The sequence below is a fragment of the Oleiphilus sp. HI0117 genome (assembly GCF_001635235.1).
The window spans coordinates 1-689 of sequence record NZ_LWGA01001442.1 but is presented as its reverse complement, the minus strand read 5'-3'; the positions used below and the strand labels follow the sequence as shown (position 1 = coordinate 689).

The window sequence follows — 689 nt, the reverse complement described above, 5'->3', positions numbered from 1 at the left end:
TGGCATAAGTCATTATGACAGCGCCTGCCAGTTGGGCTGCTTCTCGAGCGTATTGAGCGAGTTCCTTGAGATCAGTGGGGGAGAGTTTCATGCCTAACTCTCCTTAGCTTGATTTAGTTGCGAGATTACTTTGCGTGATTGCTGCTCACTGTAGGCGTTGACCTTCCAATGTTCAGGGCTCCAACCTTTAAGGAAGCGGTGAAAGTCGGCCCATGCCACTGAAAATAAAGGGCGCCAGGAGGCTTCAACCTTGCTAGGGTTTATATTGCTTTGGTGTTTGAGCAAAGCCTGTTTAAGTTGTTCAAAGTAGCTATCGAGTAGCTGATTTTCATAGCGCTGGCAGTCTTCTTCATGCAAACAGCTGCCAATAAAGTAGGCCAGATCTTTCATCCCGCAGCCTCCCCCTACGTATTGAAAGTCTACAGCTGCTACAGACTTGCCATCTTCAGAGAAGCAAAAGTTTGCCAACTTGGCGTCGCCATGTACGAAGGTTTGATAAGGGCTGCTTGCGAGTGCGAAGTCGATTCGTGAGGCAGCGCTCTTTAGTGCTTGATCTTCTAGTGCTTCAAGCTCATCAGGGCGAGTATCGAGGTGCCAATATGTCCCTGTTTTCCATAAAGAGTCGGGTGCGTGCCCCATAAATTTGGCATGGAAGTTAGCTAGCCAGCCCAAGCAAGTGTGCATGTCTG

1 protein-coding gene is annotated in these 689 nt (G+C 48.9%); it reads right to left on the bottom strand.

Annotation, left to right across the window (positions count from 1 at the left end; genetic code table 11):
- Positions 1 to 93: 93 nt before the first annotated feature.
- Positions 94 to 689 (bottom strand): oxidoreductase family protein (locus tag A3757_RS24145; RefSeq protein WP_156506552.1); only part of this gene is annotated, 596 nt, incomplete at its 5' end.